The organism is Vibrio sp. 1874 (assembly GCF_033344395.1).
GTDB classification, from domain to species: domain Bacteria; phylum Pseudomonadota; class Gammaproteobacteria; order Enterobacterales; family Vibrionaceae; genus Vibrio; species Vibrio alginolyticus.
In genome coordinates, this window is sequence record NZ_JAWPOR010000070.1 from 1 (window position 1) to 1,569 (window position 1,569).

Below are 1,569 nucleotides of genomic sequence, written 5' to 3' on the forward strand. Positions count from 1 at the left end.
AGCGCTATCCGTGACAAGATGGAAGATCTTGAGCGCATCGATAACCTGTACACCAATTTGGGTTACACATCGTCAACGGATAAGCCGGGTGACTTCTTATTGCGCCTTGCTTCAAACCCTCAATACTGTAGCGAAGGCAAAGCCGATAACTCATGGTTCTGTGATTACGCGAATGGGGCGAAAAAATCCGCGGCGTTCTTCCTTGATATCTTGCGCACACCAGAGCATCAATGTGTGATAGAAAATGCGGCAGGCAACCAAAAAGTGATTTCTTTTGGTCAACTGTTAGACAACAACTCACACCAAATTCCGGCTGATTACGATCTTTCAACAGCCAGCTGTTTTGATGATTTGGCAGCACGCTTTATCGAAGATTCAGATGAGGGCTATATAGCTGTTGCGGAAACTGCGAATGGACGCTTCCTAAACTCAATTGGTAGCTTTGACCCGGATTACCCTTGGTCAAATGCGGTGTCTGTGTTGGGTAACTGGCCAGACAAAGCGCTTGCGAGCCACTTCTTAGCACGTCGATTCTCGAACCGTTTTACCGATGAGGTGAGCTTTGCATCGCTGCTTGATATCCCTGGGGTGCAAGCTGAATACGAAGACATCATGGGCAACATCGTGGCAAATGACGCGTTAAATACGCCAGTTAAATTGGTGGGTAAAGACGGTAAGGAATACACCAATCTAAAAGGTGTTACCGTGAACCTACACATCACTGAGCAAATGGAGTCCCTACCACCAATGCCTCGTGGTATTGCAAGATTCCTTGATATTGGTGCAGAAGGCCGCGGACGTGTTGGCGATGTCATCTTGAGAATGGGAGTGCGCCAAATGAAGTCTTACGATTATACAGTGAAGACTCGTGGTCAATCTCAGTTTGATACGTTTACGAAGCAGCAAGACCGCTACGGTATCATCGCGGGTGACAAGGTTGAGTTTGTTATCGACGGCGAGAAGTTTGTGGCAACAAAAGCAAACAAGCTGGCTTACGACTACGCAAATCAACTGGTGACGTCCAAAGGTTACGATCTAAAAACGTACCTAGATAGCTATGAGCCTGCAACACTAAACAAGGTTGCAGAGAGCATCGATAGCGCTTGGGGGCCATTCCGAACAGCGATTGTCCCAGCGTTCCACGATCCTGTATTGCTGCTGGATGCGCAAATGGTCAACGCAATGAAGCGAACCATTGATGCGGATATCGCGGCAGGTGTGCTGTCGTTTAGCCAGTCTTTCATCAACTTTACGACAGCGAATGTGACTTCGGGTGATTTGGTTATCGATGTAACTTCGGGCACATTGGGCTACAAAGGTGGTAAAGCGCACGATGAGCTGAAAGCGTTCGAAGCTTACACTGATGCGATGCTTTTGATTTACAACGATCACACCGAAGACATGATGTTCGCGGTCGACAATGTGTACGCAGGGTACATGGCGTCTTCAGATGCTGACAAAGAACTTTGGCTGAAAGATCTCAATATGATTCAAGCGTATTTGCGTGGTGATATCGGCGCTGTGGCTGGTGATTACTACAAGATGCTTGATCGCCTACCAACTGCAGTG

At 47.7% G+C, this 1,569-nt stretch carries 1 pseudogene; it reads left to right on the top strand.

Annotated elements, in window-relative coordinates:
* Positions 1 to 1,569, top strand: a pseudogene (locus R8N46_RS24605) (MoxR-like ATPase); the annotation flags it as partial.